Source organism: Pseudarthrobacter sp. MOO13, from assembly GCF_058267655.1.
Window position 1 is genome coordinate 353,871 of record NZ_CM177848.1, and the last position, 19,413, is coordinate 373,283.

A 19,413-nucleotide genomic window follows, 5' to 3' on the forward strand; every position below is an offset into this window, starting at 1 on the left:
ACGGCCGGGCAGGTGCGCGGGATAATCATTTCGCTGTTCACCCAACATCAGGTGATGCGTCGGATAATTCCGACATATACTGCCATTGTGCTTCCTGATGTTTTTGCCGCCGTCTCCAACCCGGCGCGGCGCGTCATCCTCGACGAGCTCCGGGAAGGGCCCCGAACAGCGGGTGAACTCACGGGGCTTCTGGACCTCAGCCGGCCCGCCGCCTCCGAGCACCTGGCAGTCCTGCGCGAGGCAGGCCTTGTCCGGGAAGAGCGCCAGGGCAGGAACAGGGTGTACCACCTGCAGCCTGCCGCCCTCACCGAGATCGGCGGCTGGGTGAAGCACTTTGAGCACTACTGGAACCAGCGGCTGGATGCGCTGGCCGACCTTCTGGACGAGGAGAAACCGTCATGACAGATAACGCCATCCGGCTCGAACGCCGCTTCCCGCATCCCGCAGCGGCGGTCTGGGCCGCACTGACTACCCCCGAATTGCTGGCACGGTGGTGGGCGCCGGGCAACATCGCACCCGCCGTGGGCCACCGCTTCACCATGGACATGGACTCCTGGGGCCGGCAGCAGTGCGAGGTACTCGCCGTGGACCCGGGCACGTCCATCAGCTTCCTTTTCGCCGAAGGCCAGCTGGACACCACCATCACCTGGCGCCTGGAGCCCATTGACGGCGGCACGATCCTCCATTTCGAGCACGCCGGCTTCCGCCTCGATACCCCCATGGGCCGCCATGCGATCGAAGGCATGGGCAACGGCTGGCCGGGCCTGCTGGCAAGGATTGACGGGCTGCTCGCCGAGGTCTCCTGAGATCGGCGCATACCTGCTACGCTCCACGTAGTTGGCCCGTCGATGAGCCTTCAGGCGGCCACCAGCCACCAGCAGATTCACGTGTAAGCGGGGTATCCAGCATGGCCGTCGCGGAAATCCAGGTGGACCAGCGCGTGATCGGAATCGACTCCCGGCGGTTCGCCTCGGTGGAGAAGGCGCTGGTGGAGCTGATCACCAACAGCGACGACAGCTACGCGCGCCTGGAAAAGGCCGGCGGCCAGGTCACCGGCAGGATCGTGGTGGGCTATGAGCGCCACCACGCCGGCGCGGTCCTGACGGTCAGCGACCAGGCGGAAGGAATGTCCTTCGAGCAGGCCGGCCGGATCCTTAGCTACGGCGGCGCACACAGCCCCCTGGCCCGCGGCGAGGGCGCCGGTCGCGGGTACTTCGGGCGCGGACTGAAACAGGCCATCTTCGGACTGGGCCACGGCTGGATCGAAACCATCCAGGGCGGCAGGTTCACCCGCATCGACGTCTTCCGTGGCGAGAACGGCGGCTACCTCTACGACGACGACGGCGCCGACCGCGAGGCCTTCCCTGCGGATTACGCCCGGCTGGGAATAGGCGACGGCGGGATCCCTGCCGACGTACGGAACGGCACCAAGGTGACCATCGTCGTCGACAATCCCCGTGCCACGATCACGCAGCAGGCGACCCTGCTGCAGCTGCTCGCGGACAACATCTACCTGCGCGACGTGCTGGGCCGCCGCAACGTGGAACTGGTGCGCGGGACTGCGGGCACCGACGGCTACAGCAGGGACGCCATCCGCTTCGAAGAACCCCCGGCTGCCACGCTCATCGGCCCGGACCGTCCCGGAACCTTCACCGTTGACGGCGTTGAATATGCCTTCAACGTCACGCTCAAGCGGGCCAACGGCGTTGAACTGGCCATGAAGGGCGACGAGCGCACCGCCGGCCTGGTGGTGGAATCCGGTATGGCCGTCTTGGACTGCCAGATGTTCGACTACGAAAACCAGGTGGGCACGGAGTACCTTTTCGGCACTGTCAGGTGCCCGGTGCTGACTGAAATGCTGGGCCGGGGCAAAGCAATCATCAGCGACGAACGCGAGGGGCTGAACCCCAAAGATCCGTTCGTTGCCGCCTTTTCCGCCGCCGTGAGCTGGATGATCGCCGGGGCCGTGCAGGCGGAGAAGGAAAAACTCACCCACCTGGAACGCGCCACCACCTCCGGACGCACTGCCGAAATGATCGAACGCCTGCTGCAGCACATGAGCGCTGCCGCCGTCCTAGACCTGGGCCTGGACACCGGACCAGTCCGCGACGCCGGGACCGGGGAACCGGCGTCCGCGGCGCTGCGGTTCACCACGCCGTTCTACTACCGCCCGCCGGGGCATCCGTTCCACGTGGCCCTGCTGCTGGATCCCGGCCAGCTCCCCGCCGGCGGGCTTCTGGAATTCGATGTGGACCTGCCGCCATCGATCCGCCTGGTCCCGGTCCCGGTGTCCCTTCCCGTTTCCGGTGTGCAGGACACAACCCGGCTTGAATGGACGGCTACCGGGGACCGGCCCGGAGACCAAGGGGAAATCTCCGTGCGTGCCGGGGATTACTGGGCACTCAGCGAAATCGTCATCGCCGAACATGCCTCACGTCGAAGCGCGGACCAGCCGCCGCACCCTGCAGTCCCCGGTTCCGGTACCCCGCCGGGCGCGCGCCAGCAGGCCCACCGTCCCGGCCGGGACCATGGCGTTGACCTCTTCACCGGCTACGACTTCCGCAACCTCCACAACACCACCGACCGGGCCGTTTACAGCGAGGCGGAGCGCAAAGTCATCATCAACACCGCCGCGCCCACCGTGCAGCTGTACGTCGATGGCCGCGGCCGGTTCCGTGACTCCGCCCGGCTGTTGCTGGCCGAGTTGTTCCTCGACGTGATCGCGGAGGAACTGGCGCGGCGCCGGGTGGAGCAGAACGGGCACGCCGGCGACCTTGACGCCTTCCGGAAAGCCAAGCGCAGCATCATCGGCCGCTACGGCAGTGAGGTCCACCGGACGTTCCTGGGGTGACAGTACGTTGCTGGGGTGACTCCACGCAGGTCGGGTGGCACCACGCAGGTCGGGTGGCACCCCCCAGTGCCGCTTCAGGGCTGGAACCGGTAGCCGATGCCCGCCTCGGTCAGCAGGTGGCGGGGGTTTCCGGTGTCCGGCTCGAGTTTGCGGCGCAGCTGTGCCATAAAGACGCGCAGGTAGTTTGAGTCCTTGGCATAGGCCGGGCCCCACACATCGGTCAGGAGCTGCCGGTGGCTGATCAACTTTTCCGGGTTCCGCACCAGGATCTCCAGGATCTTCCACTCGATGGGCGTCAGCCGGACATCCGCTCCCTCCCGGCTCACCCGGTGCTTGGCCAGGTCCACCGTGAAGTTCTCCGTGACCACCACCGGCTCCGGTGCCTGCAGGTCCGCGGACCGGCGCAGCAACGCCCGCAGCCGGGCCAGCAGTTCGTCCGGTCCGAACGGCTTCGTCAGGTAGTCGTCGGCGCCGGCATCCAGGGCTTCAACCTTGTCCTCCGAGGTATGCCGGGCCGAGAGCACCAGGACCGGGACACGGCTCCATTCCCGCAGTTCCTTGATCACGGTGACGCCGTCGATGTCCGGCAGCCCAAGGTCCAGGATCACCAGGGCCAACGGATTCTGGGTGGCGGCCAGCAGCGCTGACCTCCCGTCAACGGCAGTGGTGACCGCATAGCCGCTGGTTTCGAGGGCAAGCTTCAGGATCCGCAGCAGGTGCGGGTCATCATCCACTACCAGGACGCCCGTCACTGCTGATCCGCCGTTGATGCCTGGAAGGGGGCCTGGTGGATCCGCCGGGCCAGGAACGACTGGGGCACCACGGGCGCCTGTCCGCGGGGTCCGTCGTCGGGAAAGCCGGTGGAAAGCGGCAGCCTGATCACCATGGTCAGTCCTCCACCCGGGGTCTCCTCCGCGGTCAGCGTGCCGCCCATCGCCTCGGTAAATCCCTTAGCCACGGCCAGGCCCAGGCCCACGCCGGTGGTCTGCGGAATGTCATCCAGCCGCTGGAACGGACGGAACATCTCCACCACTCTCTCTGCCGGAACGCCTTGGCCGTGGTCGATGATACTGATCTCTCCGGCCGGCTGCCCCTTCAGCGTTGTGTTGCTCAGGCCGCCGGCGCCGCCCACCACGGCAATATCGGAACCCGGCGCGTACTTGACCGCGTTCTCCACCACATTGGCGATCACCCGCTCCAGCATCCCGGGGTCCGCCTCGATCTCAGGCATATTCGGCGGCAGTTCCACCCGAACCCTGCCCGCGGGGACGGACCGGAGGGCGCTGGGGATGACCTCGGACCAGCGCACGGGCCGCAGGAGTGGCTCGGCCCCGGGGGAGCTGAGCCGGGACATATCCAGCAGGTTCCCCACCAGCAGGTCCAGCCGGTCCGAACATTCATCAATGGTCTGCAACAGCTCGTGCTCCTGCTCCGGGGCGTAGTGCCGGTCCTTCTGCAACAACATGCCCACCGAAAGCTTGATGCCGGCCAGGGGAGTGCGGAGGTCGTGGGAAACCGCGCGGAGGATGGACGTGCGCATGGTGTTGCCCTCGGCCAGGCGCAACACTTCACGGCGGCTGTCCGCCAGTTGCTGCCGCTCCAGTTGGGCGGCAAGGTGGACGCCGAACGCCGCCAGCAGGCGCCGGTCTCCGGCGGGAAGCGCTCGGCCGAACAACACCAGCCGTGTGGCGGGATCGATGTTCTCCGTCGTTTCGGTGCCAAAATCCGCGGCCCCGGAATTCCCTGCGCCGGAACCTCGGGCGCCACCACCCCCGCTGCCAAAATCCGGGATTCCGGTCTCGCCCGGTCCTGGCACCTCGCCGGCGCCGGCAACCAGCCGCCAGCCCGCCGTCGTCCGCTCATTGCCGTCCGGGCCGCTGCCGTACAAAGCTGCCCCGCGGACGCTGAAGACGTCGAGGGCCTGCTGGAGCAGGTCCTTCACGCCATCCTCGGACCGGACGGCGCCGCGGGTGAGGTCGGAGAGCGTGGTGGCCTCGGCGCGGGCGCGTGAGGCCTCCTTGGAGCGCCGCGCGGAGAGGTCCACCACCACGGCGACGGCGGCGGAAACCCCGACGAAGACCAGCAGGGAGAAGAAATTGTGGGGATCGCTGATGGTCAGGGTGCCCACGGGAGGCGTCGAGAAGTAGTTGACCAGCAGGCTGCTCCACAGGGCGGCGAGCACCGCCGGCCACAGACCGCCCACCAGGGCCACCGTGACCGATCCGGTCAGCTGCACCAGGATGGCGGTGGACACACCGGGGTCCGGGTCCAATGCCAGCAGGAGCTGCAGGACCACCGGCAGCACCGCGGCGAGGATGAAGCCCACCGTGACGCGGACTCGGCCCAGGTCCCGTTCTCGCCGTGGACCGGCTCCCCGGCCGCCCAGGGGATGGGACACCATGTGCACGTCGATGTCCCCGGAATCGCGGACCACCCGCGTGCCGATGCCCCCGCCCAACAGGCCGCCCACCGTGCCCGCGAACTTGCCCCGCCGTGAAATGCCCACCACGATCTGTGTGGCGTTGACGCTGCGCGCAAAATCGAGCAGGGCCGCGGCCGGATCCTCACCGGCCACAATGTGGTAACTGCCGCCCAGGTCCTGGATTAAGCGGCGCTGGGCTTCCAGGGACTGCGGGGACTCATGGACCACCCCGTCCGCCGCACGGACATGGACCGCCAGCAGATCCCCGCCGTTGACCCGGTTAAGGATCCTGGCCCCGCGCCGGATCAGGATCTCGCCCTCCGGTCCGCCGGTCAGGCCAATCACCACCCGCTCCCGCGCCGGCCAGGTCGCCTGGATGTCGTTGTCCGCCCGGTACCGGGCCAGGCCCTCATCAACCCTGTCCGCCAGCCACAACAGGGCCAGTTCCCGCAACGCGGTCAGGTTTCCCAGCCGGAAATAGTTGGCCAGGGCGGCGTCCACCTTGTCAGGGGCGTAAATCTTTCCTTCACCCAGGCGCTGGCGCAGCAGTTCGGGGGAGATGTCCACCAGGTGGATCTGGTCTGCGCGGCGCACCACCTCGTCGGGCACCGTCTCGGCCTGCCGGACCTCCGTGATGGTGCCCACCACGTCGCCCAGCGAGGCCAGGTGCTGGATGTTGACGGTGGAGAGGACGTTGATGCCCGCGTTGAGGAGCTCGTCAACGTCCTCCCAGCGTTTACCGTGCCGGCTTCCCGGAACATTTGAGTGGGCATATTCGTCCACCACCGCAGTGGCCGGGGCGCGGTGCAGGACCCCGTCCAGGTCCATTTCCTCGAATTCGGTGCCGCGGTAGGGCAGCCGCCGGGGCGGGATGGTTTCCAGGCCTGCCATGAGGGCGCGGGTTTCGGCCCGGCCGTGGTCAAGGGCGAACGCGATAACCACGTCCTCGCCCCGGTTGGCCAGCCGGTGGGCCTCCTCGAGCATCTCGTAGGTCTTGCCGACCCCGGGCGCCGCCCCGAGGAAGATCCGCAGCGTTCCACGTGCCATGCAACTATTCTTCCACTCCGGCAACGCCGCTCAGGACCGCGGCGGTCCGGCCGCCGCCACGTCGAGGTTGAGCGCCGTGACGTTGACGGTGGGCTGGCCCAGGAACGCTGCAAGGCCACTGCTGGTGTTCTTGTCCACCAGGGCCTGGACCGCCTCGGTGCCCAACTGGTGCGCGGCGGCAACCCGCGGTACCTGGAGCCGGGCGTACTCGGGGGAGATGCCGGGATCCAGCCCCGACCCGCTGGCGGTGACGGCGTCCGCGGGGACGTCGGACGGCTGCACGCCCTCGGCCTCCGCCACGGCGGCACGGTTGGCGTTGACGGCATCGGTCAGCTTGGCATCGTTCGGGCCCAGGTTGGAGGCCGACGACGACGCCGGGTCCCAGCCGACGGCGGAGGGGCGGGCGTGGAACCAGGCGGGGTCCTGCGTGCCGTCGTCGTCCTTCACCTGGGCGATCAGCGCCGATGCCGCGGGCGCGCCGGCACCGTCGCGGAGGATGGAGCCATTCGCCTGGTACGGGGCAACCAGCTGCCCGACGCCAAAGACGGCGGCCGGGTAGGCGAGGCCAAGCACCACGGTGGCGAGGAACAGGAAACGGATGGCCGTTCCCGACTGTCGGAGATAACCGGTGAGCGCATTCATGGGGATTCCTAGCCGATGCCGGGGATGAGGGAGATGAGGAGGTCGATGATTTTGATGCCGATAAACGGGGCAATAAGGCCGCCGAGTCCGTACACCAGCAGGTTCCGGCCCAGGGCCTGGCTGGCCGAGATGGCGCGGTACTTGACCCCGCGCAGCGCGAGCGGCACCAAGGCGATGATGATCAACGCGTTGAAGATCACGGCCGACAGGATGGCGGAGGACGGCGTGGCCAGGCCCATGATGTTCAGCAGCCCAAGCCCGGGGAACGTCGCCGTGAACAGCGCCGGGACGATCGCGAAGTACTTGGCGACGTCGTTGGCCACCGAGAAGGTGGTGAGCGCGCCGCGGGTGATCAGCAGTTGCTTGCCGATTCCCACGATGTTGATCAGCTTGGTGGGGTCCGAATCGAGGTCCACCATATTCGCGGCTTCCTTGGCTGCCGGCGTGCCGGAGTTCATGGCCACGCCCACGTCCGCCGCCGCCAGCGCAGGGGCATCGTTGGTGCCATCCCCGGTCATCGCCACCAGGCGGCCCGCGGCCTGTTCCTTCTTGATCACCGCCAGCTTGTCCTCCGGGGTGGCCTCGGCCAGGTAGTCGTCCACCCCGGCCTCGGCGGCGATCGCCTTGGCGGTGACCGGATTGTCGCCGGTGACCATCACGGTCCGGATCCCCATTTTGCGCAGCTCCGCGAACCTGGCCTGCATGCCCGGTTTCACCACGTCCGCCAAATGGATGGTCCCCAGGACCCGTGCGCCGGCGGCATCGGCCGTGGCAACCAGCAGGGGAGTGCCACCCTGCGACGAAATATCCTGCACCTGGCGTTCCACCTCCCCGGGCATGCGGGCGCCCAGATCGGCGGCGAAACTGCCAACGGTGGAGGCCGCGCCCTTCCTGATCATCCGGCCGCCAAGGTCCAGCCCGCTCATGCGCGTCGTGGCCGAAAACGGGACCACCGCCAACGGCTCCGCGCCCGATTCCAGGGCGGCCAGGTCCGGGCCCAGCGCGCCGTGTTCGGCCGCGAGGTCCACAATGGACCGGCCTTCCGGGGTTTCGTCCGCCAGGCTGGAGAGCCGCGCGGCTTCAATCAGTTCGGCCCGGTCCACGCCCGCTGCCGGGTGGAAGTGGACGGCACGGCGGTTGCCGAACGTGATGGTTCCTGTCTTGTCCAGCAGCAAGGACGTGATGTCACCTGCCGTCTCCACGGCACGCCCGGACGTGGCCAGGACGTTGTGCTGGACCAGCCGGTCCATGCCCGCGATGCCGATGGCCGGGACCAGCGCGCCGATGGTGGTGGGGATCAGGCACACCAGCAGTGCCACCAGGACAATGGGCGACGGCGCTGCGCCGGCGAGGGCGGCAAACGGGGCCAGCGTCATGGTGACGACCAGGAAGACGATGGTCAGCGACACCAGCAGCACGTGCAGCGCGATCTCATTGGGTGTCTTCTGCCGGACAGCGCCCTCGACGAGCTGGATCATCCTGTCGATGAAGGTCTGGCCCGGTTCGGCCGTGATCCGGACCACGATCCGGTCGGAGAGCACGCGGGTTCCGCCGGTGACCGAGGAACGGTCCCCGCCTGATTCCCTGATCACCGGCGCGGATTCACCGGTGATGGTGGACTCGTCCACGCTGGCCAGGCCTTCGATGATCTCGCCGTCGGAGGGGATCACATCACCGGCCTCGCACACCACCACGTCGTTCAGGCGCAGTTCCGTGCCCGGTACTTCCTTGGTGGTTCCGTCCGGCAGCCTCAGCCGGGCCTGGACTCCCTTGCGGCCGGCGCGGAGGCTGTCAGCCTGCGCCTTGCCGCGGCCCTCGGCGATGGCTTCGGAGAGGGTTCCGAACAGGACCGTGAGCCAGAGCCAGGCGGTGACGGTGATGCCGAAGACGGACGGCCGGAACACGGAGATACCCGTGCAGAGCGCGGCCCCCACCAGGACGGTGAACATGACGGGCGAGTGGATCATCTGCCCCGGGGCCAGCTTGCGGACCGCGAGCGGCAGGGCCGCTGCAACCACGGCCGGCGTGAGTTTGGCGGGTGCCTTAGTGTGGTGCTTGTGCGCGCCGGGGGTGCCGAGCGGATTTCCGTCGGCAAAGGTTTGGGTTTCCGCCCCGGGGGCGGTGTCCATGGTGGACCGGGTCATTTCAGGAGTCCTTCTGCGAGGGGTCCCAGGGCGAGTGCGGGAAAGTAGCTCAGGGCGGTCAGGATGACCGTCACGCCCAGCAGCAGTGTGCCGAACAGCGGGCCGTGGGTGGGGACGGTGCCGGTGGATGCGGGAATCCGGGCCTGCCGGGCCAGGGAACCTGCCAGGGCAAGAACCAGGACGATGGGCAGGAACCGGCCCAGCAGCATGGCCGCGCCAAGCATCGTCGAAAGATAGGGGCCGGAAGTGGTGATGCCGCCGAATGCTGAACCGTTGTTGTTGGCACCGGAGGTGAAGGCGTAGAGGACCTCGCTGAACTGGTGCGGTCCCGTGGCCGGAGCATTGGCCATGGCATCCGGGAGCAGGACGGTGATCCCGGCCAGGGTGAGCACCAGCAGCGGTGTCACCAGGATGTACAGGGCCGCAAGCTTCATCTGGGTGGGGCCGATCTTCTTGCCCAGGTATTCGGGGGTGCGGCCCACCATCAGGCCGCCGATGAACACGGAAATGATGGACAGGATGAGCAACCCGTAGAGCCCTGACCCTGTGCCGCCCGGCGCCACTTCGCCGAGCATCATGTTGACCATTGCCACGCCACCGGCCAAAGGCGGCAAGGAATCGTGGGCTACATTCACCGCGCCCGTGGAGGTGAGGGTGGTGGAGGCGGCGAAGATCGCGCTCGACGCCGGGCCGAAGCGGCTCTCGAACCCTTCGCCGAGTCCGCCGGCGGCGGCCGTCGCGGTCCCCTGCGCGGTGGCTACTGCCCAGCCGGTCAGCGCGGTGGATGCCAGCCACAGCGTGGCCATGACGCCGGCTATCGTGTGCCCCTGCTTCTGGTCGCCCACCATCCTGCCGAAGGCATACGGCAGCGCCGAGGGGATCAGCAGGATCAGGAACACCTGGAAGAGGCTGACCAGCGCGTTCGGGTTTTCGAACGGGTGGGCCGAGTTGGCGTTGAAGTAGCCGCCGCCGTTGGTACCGAGGACTTTGATGGCTTCCTGGGATGCCACCGGGCCGCCCGGGACCACCTGTGAGACTCCGGTGGCGCTGTTGGTGACGTCCGTGGGGGCGAAGTTCTGCACCACACCGCCGAGAACCATCACCAGGGCGGCGAGGGTAGCCAGTGGCAGCAGGACCCGGAATGACGTCCTGGCCAGGTCCACCCAGAAGTTCCCCAGCCTGTCCGTCCTGGTTCGGGCTATGCCGCGGATGAGGGCGACGGCCACCACGATGCCCACTGCTGCCGAGAGGAAGTTCTGGACGGCGAGCAAGAGCATCTGGACGGCAATGCCGATTGTGGATTCGGGTGCATAGGTTTGCCAGTTGGTGTTGGTGACGAAGGAGATGGCGGTATTCATGGCCACCCACGGGTCCACTCCGGGCAGCGCCGGGCTGCCGGGAAACAGGCCTTGTGCCCGTTGGAGGGCGAACACCGCCAGTATGGAGACGGCGGAGAACACCAGGACGCTGCGCAGGTATGTTGGCCACGCCTGTTCGCTGCCGGCGTCCACGCCGGCGAGCCGGTAGAACAGCCGTTCCGGGCGGCTCGAAGCGGTGCCGTCGAAGACGCGCGCGAGGTAGAGGCCCAGTGGTTTGTGGACTGCGGCAAGGGCCAGCACCAGGGCCGCCACCTGGATGAGGAAGGAAGGAGCGTTAAAGGCCACCGGCCGTTCACCACTTCCCGGGCTTGATCAGGGCGGCGAGCAGGTAGCCGAACAGGCCAAGCCCTGCCAGCAGCAGGATCAGCCACATGAGTGCGTCCCCGTTCACTGCCAGTCCTCCGCCTTCTCCTGGCGGGCCGCGGCGGTCAGCAGGTGACCGATCCACATGACGAATCCCATGCAGGCCGCGAAGATTCCAATTACAGCCACGTCGGCCATCAGGTTCCTTTCACTGTTGCCCCGGAAGCGGGGCCTGGTTCCAGTGAATAGCCCGCTGTGGCGATGTAAGGCGGGCCTAACGGATCCTTAACGGCAGGGCCGTGAATCTTAACGCGGATTTAATGCGCGCGGACGCCCCGGAAGGAAGGCGGGGTGGCGTAGGGGCTCAGGGCCAGTCGGCGCGGGTGAACCGGACCTGGCTGTGCAGCGTGAGGAGGAGGTCGGATGACCATTCGGGGACGGTAGTATCTGCGTCTACCTCAGGCACGGACGCCTGCTGCGCATCCTGGTTTGCGGTGCCTTGAGGATCTTCAACTGAGCTTTTCACGCGTCCCCCTCGACAAGCCTGTATGCACACCCTAGGAGCCCTCCAATGGCATGGGAAGAGGGTTAGTCCACAGCCGGGATAAACTGCGCAAATCTTGAGGATCTCCGCTACTGGGAACCCGGAACGGCGGCCCTGCGCCGAGGTTCCACACTTATCGGCGCCCGCGAATCGGCGCCCGCCAGCGGGATGATTTCCATCCTGCCGGCGGGGCCGGCAAGCACCAGGACGTGCCGTGCCGCCACGCTGCCCAGCATTTCCGCCGCCTCCGCCGTGAGCTCCTCCAGGGAGGGCGGAAGTGCGGACGACGGCGTGGGGCCGGGACCGCCGTCGTCCGTCCGCAGCCAGGTGGTCACCTTGGCTCCGCCAATGGCGGCAGCGATGCCGCGGGCCAGGGCCTCGGGGTCCACGGTGCCTGGCGGATAGCCGCTGACCAAGGTGATGTGCTCGATCACCCGCTTGCCCGCCGGGGCCGCGGCGGCGAGCAGTGTCCGGTCATGCCGCCACAATGCAAAGTGGTATCCCGCCACGAGCCCGGCCGCCACCAGGAGGCCCAAGGGGGCGCGGATCCGGTCCAGGACGCTCCCGGCCGTGATGTCACTGAGCAGGAACTCGAAGAGCCGGTAGCCAATCACCAGCAGCGTGATCAGGGCAACGACGGCACTGACTCCGAAGAACGCCACCAGGTAGACGCGCCGCCCGGGCGGGATCTGGTCTGCCGTCCGGGGCTGGTGCCGCGGCTTCCACGCCAGCCACCAGACCGGGCCGCCCACTGCCAGCGAGCTGATGCCGCCAAGGAGCAGGGTGCGGGTGGCGCCGCCCGCCAGCGGCGAGACGGCGGCAGCCAGCAGTGCGTTGACCACCACGCCTACCCCGGAGGCTGCTGCCGCCAGGGCAACGGCGGATGTCACCAGGAGGCTGGCACGCCGGGTCGGGGTGGAACGCCGGACGGAGGCCGTGCGGTGGTAGCGCCAGATCACGGCTCCGATGACGGCGGCCGCGATGGCCGGGGCCAGCGGCTCCAGGAGGACAGCCAGGGGATCGGTCCGGTCAAAGGCCAGCCGCAGCACGACGAACACGGCCACGCCCAGGCCACCCAGGGCGGTGATGCCGGCAACGAAGATGCCGACGGCGATGATGGCAACGTCCACCAGGCCGGTCCGGAAACGCCGGCCGCCCTCGTGGAACCAGTGCCACCACCACACCAGTGCTCCGCCGGCCGCCCACAGCAGTGAACGCAGGACATCGAACCACCAGGGTTCAAAGGACGCTGCTGCCGTGAAACCGCGGAGGGCAATGTCCAGCAGCGCGCTCAACGCCGCAATCGCCGCGCCGGCGCCCAGCACCAGGCCAAAAACGGAGCCGACGACGGCCCGCACGTCCTCGAGGTGGGACGAGGGCTTGCGGGGGTGCTTCCACATCCACCGGTGCCACACCCAGATGGCCGTCCAGACCAGTCCGTTGGCCAGCGGGGACGGCCACTGGCTGTCCCTCGCACCAATGAAGGAGGAGGCGAGGTCCAGCAGGGAGGTGGTGGCGATGATGAGCGAGACGGCGTACATCCCGGTCAGGTAGAAGCCCCAGCCCGCAGCGGTGCGCTCGGCTTCGTCGTCGAGGCGCCGCCACACGAGCCACCACAGCAGCAGGGCCAGCGGCCCGCCGATCAGGGTGAAGGCGAGGGAGAGGGCAAGCCCGGCCACATCACCGGAAACCAGAGTGGTTGCCGTCCGGAAGAGCCGCTCGAGGAGTCCGCCCAGGCCCGAGGCGGCAATGACCACCAAGGCAAAAAGCAGGCCGTACACGATCAGCCGGCGGAGGGTTGCCAGGCCTCCGGCCGGGACGGGGGCAACGATTCCTGCCGGGGTGCTCACGGCTTCGCCGGAACTGCCGTGCAGGCCATCAGGGGATACGGCGCCTGGTCGATCATCCATTGTCCATTCACCTTCAGGAGCGAGAAGGCGTCCTCCATTTCATACTCGGACGGACCGAACGGGCCGCCCCGGGGGGACTGGACGATCGAAACCCGTACGGTGGCCGAATCGGTCCGCTCCGTCGTCGAAATCAACACGATGCGGGCCGGACGGGGTTCGCCGGAATAGGAGCCGTAGCACCTGCTCCGGGCACCCGGCGTGAGGAAGGTTTCCGCGGTGGGTATGTCGCCGTCGATCACGGCCCTGCTGTACCGCTGGACCACTCCGGCGGGGCTGGCCTGGTCAAGTGGGGCCGGCTCACCGCGGGTGAACACCACTGCCAGTGCAACCACCACCAGCACGGCCACCACACCCACCAGCGCGAGGAGGATCCGGTCCGGTCTTCGTGCTGCGTCGTCCATGGCACGAGTATGGATCCGTGCAGCCGCTTTCACCTGTGCCTTTAGGCCCGTTCCCTTGGGGGTTCAGGGCCAATATTCAACATAATTAAGAAAAAGCGTTGACTGGGCAGAAATCTTCACTATAGTTGTGTGAGTTAGCTCACCGAGTGAAAGACAATCGATGACCACCGAGAGTAGCACCACCGCACCTCCAGCCACCAGCGAACTGCTGGCCACGGTTGGAAACAAGGTGCGGGCCATGCGCAAGGAGAAGGGCATGACCCTCGCCAAGCTCTCGGACATCACCGGACTCAGCCAGGCGATCGTCAGCCAGATCGAACGCGGCATGGCCAACCCGTCCTTCACGACCCTTGCCCAGCTGGCCCATGGACTCGACATTCCCGTGGGAAGGTTCTTCATTGGCCAGGAACAATCAAAATCCCCCGTCGTGCGCAGGTCGGCACGGCGCAACCTGAAAAACGTCACCCGCGAATCCGTGGGCGAAGCAGTCCATGAACTGCTCACCCCGGACCGCGACGGCACCATCGAAGCGCAATGGATCAGTACGCCCCCAGGGCACGACACCAGCGCGACACCTTTTACCCACAGCGGGGAAGAGTTCTGCTACATCATTTCGGGCCGCAAGGACGTCTACTTGGACGGCGTCTGCTACAGCCTGGAAGAGGGCGACTCCATCACCTACCCGGCAGAGACCCCGCACTGGTACAAGAACAGCTACGAAGAGGTATGCGTAGCCATCTGGGTGAACGCACCACACAAGTGGTAGGCATACCGGTCCCCGCCGGCGCCGACGTCCACCCTTAACTGCCCGGACCCCCCCACGTGGCCCCGGACAATCCTTGCCACCTTCGCAGCATGCGCCTCCTCCAACAGGCGCCGCTGCGTCATACCCTCCTGCGCCGTTCCCGGCGCCAGCGTAAGGACACTTCCATGCTCGACATCCAAGCTACGGACAACGCAGTCCCGTCACCCCGTTCCACCATCTCATCCCCCCGCAACCGCGAAAAGTTCACGCCCGAAGTCCGCAAGGGACTCCTGGGCCTTGGCCTGGGCAACGCCCTGGAATGGTACGACTGGATGGTCTTCGGCCTCCTGTCCGCCTTCATCGGCCCCAACTTCTTTCCCAATGACGAGCCGCTCTCGGCCACCCTGAACGCACTGGCCGTGTTCGCCGTCGGATTCGCCTTCCGGCCGCTGGGCGGCATCCTGCTCGGCACGCTGGCAGACCGCATCGGCCGCCGCCGCGTGATGCTGCTGTCCATCATGCTGATGGCCGGCACCACCCTGGTCATCGCCATCACGCCCAGCTACGCCACCATCGGCGCCTGGTCCGGCATCATCCTGGTTGCCTGCCGCATCCTGCAGGGCATCTCCACAGGCATCGAGGCGCCGCTCTCCACCTCCCACGCGGTGGAACTCGCCCCGGAAGGCCGCGAAGGCTACGTGGCCGGCATCATGTCCTTCTACGTCAACATCGGCATCCTGCTCGCGTCCCTGGTCAGCTTCGTCTGCAGCCTGGTGATCGGCGGCGCGGCCATGGGGGAGTGGGGTTGGCGTGTCCCGTTCATCATCGGCGCCGTGTTCGGCTTCGTGGTGCTCTACCTCCGCCGTTCCCTGCCTGAAACCCTGAAGGCCGAGGAAATGGCCGCCACCACGGCAAAGTCCGTCTGGTCCGGAGTCGGCAAGCACTGGCTCTCCGTCCTGGCCATCGTGTTCGTGGTCGGCGCTGCCCAGGCCTACAACTACGCCTGGAACGTGGGCCTGCCCAGCGCAGCACGCAGCGGTTTCAAGGAAGATCCCACCGCGGTCTTCGCCCTCACCACCATCCTGGGCGCCATCCTGGTGGTGGGCAGCTGGATCATCGGCAAGCTCGCCGACGGCCGGTCCATGTCCCGGTGGTTCCTGGTGACGCGGGTCCTGGCCATTCCCTCCGTCTTCCTGATGCTCCTGTACGTACAGCCCGGCATCGGCGGTTTCGCGGCCGTGCTGCTCGGCGGCTCGATCGTGCTGGTCCTCAACATGACCCTCTACAACGTGGTCAGCTCGTCCCTGATGCCCAAGAACATCCGCGGCACCGGCGTGGCCCTGGGCTATGGCATCGGTGTGGCCGTCTTCGGCGGCACCGCCTCCTACCTCCTGGTGTGGTTGCAGTCCCTGAACCTCACCTGGGTGTTCCCGGTCTACGTGGCCGCCCTCTCCGTCCTCAGCATCGTTTTCTACCTCGCCGCCCGCCGCTCCAACGGCATCTTCGTCGGAAAGTAAGGATTTCCTCCATGAACAACCCACCTACCTTTGCCGCGCCCAAAACCGGGTCCCTGGAACTGTCCACCACTACCGCGGACCTCACCGCCCCGGTGATCTCCCGCTCCGACGTCCTGGTGGTAGGCGGTGGTCCCGCCGGCGTCGCCGCCGCCGTCACCGCGGCCCGCTCCGGGGCCAAGGTCACCCTCCTGGAGCGCTACTCCTCACTGGGCGGCCTCGCCTCCGGCGGCATGGTGCTGGTGCTGGACGACATGATCAACGGCCAGGACATCACGGTCACCGGGATCGTCTCCGAGTACGTGGAGCGGCTCCAGAAACTGGGCCTGGCCATCGTCCCGCCGGCCGAAGACCGCCGCACCTCAGAGGAACTCTGGAACAAGTGGGGCCGCTACGGCACCTTCGACTTCCACTCCCACACCACCCCCAAGCCCATCTGCTATGCCGCCGCATTCGACCCTGACGGCTGGAAGCGCGTCTCCAACGACCTGGTCCGCGAAGCCGGTGTGGACCTGCGGCTTCACTCCTGGTTCTCCCGCCCCATCGTGGACAACGGCGTGATCAAGGGCGTGGTCTGCGAAACCAAGCTTGGCCCGCAGGCCTTCACGGCGGACGTGGTCATCGACACCACCGGAGACATCGACGTCGCCTCCCGCGCCGGCGCCGCCTACGCCAAGGACAACTACCTCACCACCCTGGTGTTCCGGCTGGGCAACGTGGACACCGCGGCCGCGGAGGCCTTCGAACAGGCCAACCCCAAGGAAGCCCGCGCCATCAACCGCAAGATCAAGCGCCTCCTCGGCGGCGCCTGGGAACTGTGGTGGCTCAAGACCCCCATCGAAGGCGTGGTCTGGTGCAACGCCCCGCACATGACCGGCTACGACGGCGTGGACCCGGCGGACATGACCGCCGCCGAATTCGCCGCCCGCGACAAGATCTCCGAAGCCGTGGACTACGTCCGTGCCAACCTCCCCGGATTCGAAAAGTGCTACATGCTGGACGTCGCCTCCCAGATGGGCGTCCGCCAGACCCGCCTGCTGCAAGGCGAATACGTCATGACCAAGGAGGACGTCACCTCCCGCCGGCATTTCCAGGACAGCGTGGCCCGCGGCCGGGACTACTACTACCCGTACCGCTCGCTGCTGCCCAAGGAAGTGGACCAGCTGCTGGTGGCCGGCCGCCACTACTCCGCCACCCCCGAGGCGCAGAAGATGTCGCGCGAAATTCCGCCGTGCATGGCCATGGGCCAGGCCGTCGGCGTCGCAGCAGCGCTCGCCGTCCAGTCCGGCGTGCTGGTCCGCGACGTCGCGGCAGCGGACATCCAGCAGGGCATGCGCCGGCACGGCGCGGACCCCGGCGACGTCCCGTCGTCGAACGCCACCATCGATGCCGACGCGGCGGTGCCGGCATGAGCATGGCAACGGCAGAACGCCCGACGACGGCACCCGCCGCTGCCTCGCCCCTCACCGGGGGCGCGCGGCCGGCCACCCCGCTTCCGCTGGACGGCATCAAGATCGTGGACTTCACCCAGGTGTTCATGGGCCCCTCCTGCACCCAGTTGCTGGGCGACTACGGCGCCGACATCATCAAGGTGGAACGCCCCGGCGCCGGTGACATCTCCCGCAACTCGTTCCCGGACAAGGACGGCCAGGACAACCCGATCTTCCTGTCCATCAACCGGAACAAGCGGAGCGTCTCCATCGACACCCGCACCGAGGAGGGCCGCAATGTCCTGCACGCCATCATGGCGGACGCGGACGTGGTGGTCAGCAACTTCCGCTCCGGGGTCATGGAACGGATGGGCTTCGGCTACGAGGAGCTCAAGGCGGACAACCCCGGCATCATCTGGGCCTCCGGAACCGGGTTCGGCCCCGTAGGACCGTATTCGCACAAGGGCGGCCAGGACGCGATCGCGCAGGCGTACTCCGGCGTGATGTGGCGGCGGGAATCGGAGGACCAGAAACCGGCCATCTACCCCACCACCCTGTGCGACTACATCACCGGCATGCACTTGATGCAGGGCATCCTGCTGGCGCTGCGGACCCGGGAAACCACCGGAACCGGGCAAAAAGTGGAGGTGACCATGTACGACTCCATGCTGCACCTGCAGATGCAGGAGGCGTGCATGCAGCTCAACCGCGGTTACGAGGTCAACTGGGGCGCCATGCCCCTGAGCGGCGTCTTTGAAACCACCGACGGCGCCGTGTGCATGGTGGGCGGCTTCACCCCGGACCCGCTGGCACGGATCTCCGATGCCCTGGGCCTGGACGAGGACCTCACCGAACGCCCTGGATTCGCAACGCTGGAACAGCAGTTCAAGAACAAGCCCGCGCTGCAGGCGATCTTCCGCGAACACTTCGCCGCCAACACCACCGAGTACTGGACCGGCAAGCTGGAGGAACAGGGGCTGCTCAACGCTCCCGTCCACACCCTGGAACAGGCGCTCGCCGACGCCCAGACCGAGGCCAACGGGATGATCGTGGAGGCCGAACACCCTGGGGTGGGGACGGTGAAGATGCTGAACGCTCCCATCCGGCTCTCCGCCACCCCGCCGAGCGTCCGCCGGGCGGCGCCCCGCCTGGGCGAACACAATGTGGAAGTGCTGCTGGAGAACGGCTTCGACGAAGCCACCATCAAGCGGCTGCAGGAACTCGGGGTGCTCCGGTGACGGCGGTTGCAGCGGAGCCGCAGGCACCGGCGGAGGCCTCCGCCCCGGTTGACCAGGTCACCCTGGCCATCGAGGACCAGGTGGCCACCGTGGTGATCGACCGGCAGCACGTCCTCAACGCCGTGGACGGCACGGCCCAGGCCAGGCTCAACGCCATCTGGGAGCAGCTTGAGGCCGATCCGGACGTCCGCGCAGTGGTCATCACCGGCGCCGGCCCCCGGGCGTTCTGCGTGGGTGCGGACATGTCCGCGTCCGCCGTGGACAAGACGGGCCTGGAATACTGGGCCGGCCTGGACCCCAACGGTTTCGGCGGCCTGAGCCTGCGGACCACGCTGGATATCCCCGTGATTGCCAAGGTGAACGGCTACGCACTGGGCGGCGGCATGGAAATTGTCCTGGGCGCGGACATCGTGGTGGCAGCGGACAGCGCAAAGTTCGGCTTGACGGAGCCGCGAGTCGGGCGGTTGGCGCTCGACGGCGGCATCCACCAGCTGGTGCGCCGCGTTCCCTACACCCAGGCGATGGGCCTGCTGCTCACCGGCCGGAAGGCTGACGCGGCAGAAATGCAGGCCATGGGCCTGGTCAACGAGGTGGTCCCGGCGGACGAGCTCGACGCCGCCGTGCAGCGCTGGGTGGACCAGGTCCTGGCCTGCGCTCCCACCTCGGTCCGGGCCGTGAAGCAGATGGTCACGCAGACCGGGCACCTCACCGCCAAGGAAGCCCGCGGCCTGCGGCTGCCGGCCCTGATGGCAGCCCTGGACAGCGAAGACTCCGCCGAAGGCGTCCGCGCCTTCCAGGAAAAGCGGAAACCGGCGTGGCCCGGCAGATAGGGAAAGCCGCCAG

General features: G+C 67.5%; 16 protein-coding genes. 8 read left to right on the forward strand and 8 right to left on the reverse strand.

Going from position 1 to position 19,413, the window contains the following annotated elements:
• Positions 1 to 87 precede the first annotated feature (87 nt).
• The 3 genes from AC4EEO_RS01550 (at position 88) to AC4EEO_RS01560 (ending at position 2,851) form a co-directional block, all read left to right on the forward strand.
• Positions 88 to 402, forward strand: coding sequence for an ArsR/SmtB family transcription factor (locus AC4EEO_RS01550; RefSeq protein WP_491339722.1), 315 nt, complete (start codon positions 88 to 90; stop codon positions 400 to 402).
• Entirely contained in the window at positions 399 to 806 is a 408-nt protein-coding gene (locus AC4EEO_RS01555) for an SRPBCC family protein (RefSeq protein ID WP_018760952.1), read from the forward strand. The genes AC4EEO_RS01550 and AC4EEO_RS01555 overlap by 4 nt, the downstream gene beginning before the upstream one ends.
• A gap of 101 nt (positions 807 to 907) precedes the next feature.
• Positions 908 to 2,851: an ATP-binding protein gene (locus tag AC4EEO_RS01560; RefSeq protein ID WP_491339723.1), complete on the forward strand. Its 1,944-nt coding sequence runs from the start codon at positions 908 to 910 to the stop codon at positions 2,849 to 2,851.
• A gap of 74 nt (positions 2,852 to 2,925) precedes the next feature.
• On the opposite strand, the gene AC4EEO_RS01565 is transcribed toward AC4EEO_RS01560, so the two are convergent.
• The 8 genes from AC4EEO_RS01565 to AC4EEO_RS01600 form a co-directional block, all read right to left on the reverse strand.
• Positions 2,926 to 3,603 (reverse strand): response regulator, encoded by a 678-nt coding sequence (locus tag AC4EEO_RS01565; protein ID WP_491339724.1) that lies wholly within the window; start codon positions 3,601 to 3,603, stop codon positions 2,926 to 2,928.
• The gene (locus tag AC4EEO_RS01570; protein ID WP_491339725.1) at positions 3,600 to 6,320 is read right to left on the reverse strand and encodes a DUF4118 domain-containing protein; all 2,721 of its coding nucleotides are present in this window, start codon (positions 6,318 to 6,320) and stop codon (positions 3,600 to 3,602) included. The genes AC4EEO_RS01565 and AC4EEO_RS01570 overlap by 4 nt, the downstream gene beginning before the upstream one ends.
• Before the next feature lie 30 nt (positions 6,321 to 6,350).
• A complete protein-coding gene (gene kdpC, locus AC4EEO_RS01575; protein ID WP_018760956.1) occupies positions 6,351 to 6,962 on the reverse strand; it encodes a K(+)-transporting ATPase subunit C in 612 nt (203 codons plus the stop codon).
• 8 nt (positions 6,963 to 6,970) lie between these two features.
• Positions 6,971 to 9,106 carry a potassium-transporting ATPase subunit KdpB gene (kdpB, locus tag AC4EEO_RS01580; protein ID WP_491339726.1) on the reverse strand — a complete coding sequence of 712 codons (2,136 nt, stop codon included), beginning with the start codon at positions 9,104 to 9,106 and terminating at the stop codon, positions 6,971 to 6,973.
• Positions 9,103 to 10,770: a potassium-transporting ATPase subunit KdpA gene (kdpA, locus tag AC4EEO_RS01585; RefSeq protein WP_109045682.1), complete on the reverse strand. Its 1,668-nt coding sequence runs from the start codon at positions 10,768 to 10,770 to the stop codon at positions 9,103 to 9,105. The genes kdpB and kdpA overlap by 4 nt, the downstream gene beginning before the upstream one ends.
• Positions 10,771 to 10,777: 7 nt before the next feature.
• Positions 10,778 to 10,876, reverse strand: a complete 99-nt coding sequence (locus tag AC4EEO_RS01590; RefSeq protein ID WP_018760959.1) for a potassium-transporting ATPase subunit F — start codon at positions 10,874 to 10,876, stop codon at positions 10,778 to 10,780.
• Between the two features lie 545 nt (positions 10,877 to 11,421).
• On the reverse strand, positions 11,422 to 13,242 hold the full coding sequence (locus AC4EEO_RS01595; RefSeq protein ID WP_491330650.1) for a DUF5671 domain-containing protein: 1,821 nt from the start codon (positions 13,240 to 13,242) through the stop codon (positions 11,422 to 11,424).
• Positions 13,179 to 13,643 (reverse strand): LpqB family beta-propeller domain-containing protein, encoded by a 465-nt coding sequence (locus AC4EEO_RS01600; protein ID WP_018760962.1) that lies wholly within the window; start codon positions 13,641 to 13,643, stop codon positions 13,179 to 13,181. Before AC4EEO_RS01600 ends, AC4EEO_RS01595 begins: the two co-directional genes overlap by 64 nt.
• A gap of 160 nt (positions 13,644 to 13,803) precedes the next feature.
• Between AC4EEO_RS01600 and AC4EEO_RS01605 the strand changes: the two genes are divergently transcribed.
• The 5 genes from AC4EEO_RS01605 (at position 13,804) to AC4EEO_RS01625 (ending at position 19,400) form a co-directional block, all read left to right on the forward strand.
• A complete protein-coding gene (locus AC4EEO_RS01605; RefSeq protein ID WP_018760963.1) occupies positions 13,804 to 14,409 on the forward strand; it encodes a helix-turn-helix domain-containing protein in 606 nt (201 codons plus the stop codon).
• Positions 14,410 to 14,573: 164 nt separating this feature from the next.
• Positions 14,574 to 15,905, forward strand: a complete 1,332-nt coding sequence (locus tag AC4EEO_RS01610; protein ID WP_109045684.1) for an MFS transporter — start codon at positions 14,574 to 14,576, stop codon at positions 15,903 to 15,905.
• A gap of 11 nt (positions 15,906 to 15,916) precedes the next feature.
• Positions 15,917 to 17,314: an FAD-dependent oxidoreductase gene (locus tag AC4EEO_RS01615; RefSeq protein ID WP_109045685.1), complete on the forward strand. Its 1,398-nt coding sequence runs from the start codon at positions 15,917 to 15,919 to the stop codon at positions 17,312 to 17,314.
• Positions 17,311 to 18,570 carry a CaiB/BaiF CoA transferase family protein gene (locus AC4EEO_RS01620; protein ID WP_133831770.1) on the forward strand — a complete coding sequence of 420 codons (1,260 nt, stop codon included), beginning with the start codon at positions 17,311 to 17,313 and terminating at the stop codon, positions 18,568 to 18,570. The genes AC4EEO_RS01615 and AC4EEO_RS01620 overlap by 4 nt, the downstream gene beginning before the upstream one ends.
• Positions 18,567 to 19,400, forward strand: a complete 834-nt coding sequence (locus tag AC4EEO_RS01625; protein WP_018760967.1) for an enoyl-CoA hydratase-related protein — start codon at positions 18,567 to 18,569, stop codon at positions 19,398 to 19,400. Before AC4EEO_RS01620 ends, AC4EEO_RS01625 begins: the two co-directional genes overlap by 4 nt.
• The last annotated feature ends 13 nt before the right edge of the window (positions 19,401 to 19,413 follow it).